The 3,823-nt window shown below is 62.1% G+C and carries 5 protein-coding genes; all 5 read left to right on the top strand.

The features are described from left to right. A partial coding sequence (locus tag VEK15_06860; GenBank protein HXV60394.1) for a xylose isomerase occupies nucleotides 1-800 on the top strand: 800 nt, incomplete at its 5' end. A gap of 261 nt (nucleotides 801-1,061) precedes the next feature. Next, nucleotides 1,062-1,634, top strand: a complete 573-nt coding sequence (locus VEK15_06855; protein HXV60393.1) for a CBS domain-containing protein — start codon at nucleotides 1,062-1,064, stop codon at nucleotides 1,632-1,634. 184 nt (nucleotides 1,635-1,818) lie between these two features. Beyond that, nucleotides 1,819-2,367 carry a BON domain-containing protein gene (locus tag VEK15_06850; protein ID HXV60392.1) on the top strand — a complete coding sequence of 183 codons (549 nt, stop codon included), beginning with the start codon at nucleotides 1,819-1,821 and terminating at the stop codon, nucleotides 2,365-2,367. Nucleotides 2,368-2,478: 111 nt separating this feature from the next. After that, a complete protein-coding gene (locus tag VEK15_06845; GenBank protein ID HXV60391.1) occupies nucleotides 2,479-2,823 on the top strand; it encodes a hypothetical protein in 345 nt (114 codons plus the stop codon). Nucleotides 2,824-2,831: 8 nt separating this feature from the next. Next, a partial coding sequence (locus VEK15_06840) for a DUF4010 domain-containing protein (protein HXV60390.1) occupies nucleotides 2,832-3,823 on the top strand: 992 nt, incomplete at its 3' end.

The raw sequence follows: 3,823 nt of genomic DNA, 5'->3' as shown, positions 1-3,823 counted from the left end.
TGGAGCTCGGGGGGAGCGCCTACGTGTTCTGGGGTGGACGGGAAGGATACACGACGCTGCTGAACACGGATATGAAGCGGGAGCGCGAGCAGATGGCCGCGTTTCTCCACCTCGCATCGGACTACGCGAGAGAAGCGGGCTTCTCGGGAACGCTGCTGATCGAGCCGAAGCCCATGGAACCGACGAGCCATCAATACGACTTCGATGCCGCCACGACTCTCAATTTCCTTCGAGAGTTCGACCTGTTCGACCGCTTCGAGCTCAATATCGAGGCCAATCACGCCACGCTGGCCCGGCACTCGTGGGAACACGATCTGATCGTCGCATCGAGCGCGGGGAAGCTCGGAAGCCTGGACATCAACCGCGGCGACCCCACTCTCGGCTGGGACACCGACCAGTTCCCCACCGACCTGCAGGCTGCGACCATGGCGATGATGGTAATTCTGAGTCAAGGCGGTCTCGAGAACGGCGGTCTCAATTTCGACGCCAAGGTCCGACGCGGTTCGTTCGATCCGGTGGACATCTTCCACGCGCACATCGGTGGAATGGATACGTTTGCCAGGGCGCTGCTGGTTGCCGAAAAGATCCACCAAGATGGCGTTCTCGCGAGCTCCATCCGCGAGCGCTACGCAGGGTTTCGGGACACGGAGATGGGCCGCAGGATCATCAGCCGAAATGTCACGTTTCCCGAGCTCGAGGCCTGGGCGGCTTCGAGCGGCGAGCCCGAACGCGTCAGCGGGCGACAGGAAGCGCTCGAGAACCTGTTGAACGACTATCTCTACGGGACCCGTGTAGATTAGCTCCGATCGAAAGACGGATCTGGCACATCAGTCGCTCGCAGAGGCGAGTGCCTCGTCCGAACGTACCGTGTCGGGCCGTTAGGCACGATGTCGAGCAGCACGCCCATGCAAGCCTCAGAGCCGTTTTGTGAAGATCCACCAGCTTCGACCCACCGCCCGAGGCGTACAGATTCCACCGTATGGCTTGGCCATGATCCTGGCCTCTAAACTGTCCATCTCGCGACCGGCCGGATCAGCGCATCAATCGGTCAGAGAATCTGGATGCAGAAGGCTCTCCCGTTGGGAGCGAAGGTGCACAGGGGCTCGACGAGCCCATGGCGACAACAGCCGATGACGCCCGTCTGGCCGGGCAACGTCGCCGCGACTCACCTTGATGGAAGAAAGGAGCAAACCAAAGTGAAAGTGAAAGACGTCATGAGCGCCGAGCTGCAAGGAGTGCGGACGGATACTTCGCTCCAAGAGGCCGCGGAGCACATGCGGATACTCGACGTGGGGAGCCTTCCCGTGGTCTCACCCGAAGACAATCGAGTCGTCGGCATGATCACCGACCGTGACATCGTCGTGCGTTCCGTCGCCCGGGGCGACGACGTAACCAACCGGAAAATCGGCGACATCATGTCCACGCCGCTCGTCTGTTGCCACGAGGAGGACGACCTCGAAGAGGCATCCGCTGCGATGAAGGCGAAGCGTGTTCGCCGGATTCTCGTGCTGAACGAGAAGGACCAACCGGTGGGAATCGTATCCGTCGGTGACCTCTCCCAGGGCTCGATCGACGGATCGGAGTTGACGAGCGTCGTGCGCCACGTATCGGCACCGATGTCGCAAGCGCAATAGTCGCACGCTCCATCGGAGGTGCCCTCGACGCGCCGGTTTCCATGCAGAGACGCGGGGCATCTCTAGGGTATTCACGGTAAGCGGTTGACCGCGCCCCCCCGTGCGTTGGTCTTTGCTAAGGGATCCCCCTGGTGCGGGGTCGATGGCGCGTGCGCTACCCTTTCTGACGAAAGGTTGAGTGAACATGTTGCGACAAAGTGGTGGAGTCATCGGCCTCACCTTCCTGCTGCTCGTCGCGCTACCGGGCCCTGCGTCGTCTGGCATGGAACGCGGGCGCGGGTATCAGGAAGAGCTACGGCCCACGGACGAGCTTCTGGAGCAGCGTGTCAAAGCGGCGCTGGCAGTCGATCCGACGGTCGAATCCTTCGAGATCGTCGTTACGGTTTTTCGCGGTTCGGTACGACTCAACGGGGCCGTGGACACGGATGAAGAGCGGGCTCGTGCCGGTTCGATTGCCGCAGATATCGAGGGGGTCCTGGAGGTCGAGAACCAGATCACCGTCGAGAGACCCCTGGTCTCGACGGACCGAAGCGATGCGGAGATGCGACGTCAAATCGTCGACGAGGTCGCGGACGCTTTCCCTGACGAAAACATCGACATCAGCGTCGAGGACGGCTTGGCTACGATCCGGGGAGCTGTCTCGTCTGCCGAAGCGCGCGGCAGGATCACAGAAATTGCCTTTCGAGCCGGGGCGCTGCTGGTCAAGAACCAACTCGCCGTCGAGTCCGAGTGATGCTCGCCGAGAACCGAGAGGAGAGAAGTCTCCGATGCCCTGTGGGCGCGCCGAGGAACGACTGGTTACTTCGAGCGAGGCTTCGCATCGACAGTTTGCGAAGGGAGGACGATGATGCCTTCGAACGAAGAGCTCGCGCGCATCGGCGGCTGGATCGGGAGGCTCGGGGAGGACATTAGCGAGCTCGCCACCGAAGGATATGACCAGGCCGGGCCGGGGGCGGTCTTCCTCTCCGAGCAGTGGCTTCTCGGCATTCCCGCAGGGACTCCGTGCTATCTGCCCCGGTCGCATCCCTTGTTTGCCGAGACCGCTCCGGAGATTCAGAGCGCGGTCGACGTCTACGATCCCGAATCGGAGTGCGTGATGGTAGTCTCGAGCGCGACCGACAGGATCTATCTCCTCCTGATATACCTGAGCGGAGCCGACGGAGAACGCCTCCGAAAGCCGTTCCACTGAGTCCGAGGATGGATGACGTCGAGCAATTGACGCGCCTGGGCGTGGCCCTCGCGACCGGGCTCCTCGTCGGAATCGAACGCGGTTGGCGGGAACGAGAAACCGAAGAGGGCGGTCGCGTTGCGGGAGTGAGGACCTACGGCCTCATCGGACTCCTCGGCGGCGTCGTGGGCATCGTAGGCATCCATTCACAACAGGCGATTCTTCCAACGGCGTTCGTCGCCATCACCGCGGTGATGATCGTCGCCTATGCGATCACTGCCAAAGGGGCCAACGACGTCGGGATCACGAGCCTCATGGCCGGGCTCCTCACCTTTGGGTTCGGCCTCCTGTCCGCGCTGGGGCATATCCCCATTGCCGTCGCCGCCGCCGTGGTTACGACTCTGATTCTCGGCGTGAAACCCGCTCTCCACGGCTGGCTGCACAAACTCACCGGCCCGGAGCTGAAAGCGATCATCAAACTCCTTCTCATTTCGGTCGTCTTGCTCCCGGTTCTTCCGAACCAGGGCTTCGGCCCCTGGGAAGCGCTGAACCCGTACACGATATGGTGGATGGTCGTGCTCGTGGCATCGATCTCCTTTGCCGGCTACGTGGCCATGAAGGCCGTGGGAGAGAGGAAAGGCGCCGCGGTGACGGGACTCTTCGGGGGCCTGGCCTCGTCGACGGCGCTGACCCTTCACTTTTCGAGGATGGCGCACCGACAAAAGCTGGCGACGTCCTTGCTAGGGTTCGCCGTTTTGATCGCCTGCGGTACGATGTTCCCTCGTATCCTCCTGATTACTGCCGCGGTCAACCGCAGCCTCGTGCCGGAGTTGCTCCCGCCGATGATACTGATGAGCGTTATCGTCTATCTCCCTAGCGCTCTGCTATGGCGACGCAGTGACGAGAGGGGCAATAACGGGAAATCCCCTACCGTTCAGAATCCACTCGAGCTGAAGACGGCGCTTCGATTCGGAGCGCTCCTGGCGATCGTCATGCTCGCGGCGGAAGCTCTCGAGCGTAC

This window comes from Vicinamibacteria bacterium (assembly GCA_035620555.1).
Classification (GTDB): Bacteria; Acidobacteriota; Vicinamibacteria; order Marinacidobacterales; family SMYC01; genus DASPGQ01.
This window is presented reverse-complemented; position numbering and strand designations above follow the sequence as displayed.

Coding starts and splice junctions, on each gene's coding strand:
- VEK15_06850 (HXV60392.1), top strand. CDS start 1,819: ATGTTGCGACAAAGTGGTGGAGTCATCGGCCTCACCTTCCTGCTGCTC.
- VEK15_06845 (HXV60391.1), top strand. CDS start 2,479: ATGATGCCTTCGAACGAAGAGCTCGCGCGCATCGGCGGCTGGATCGGG.
- VEK15_06855 (HXV60393.1), top strand. CDS start 1,062: ATGCAGAAGGCTCTCCCGTTGGGAGCGAAGGTGCACAGGGGCTCGACG.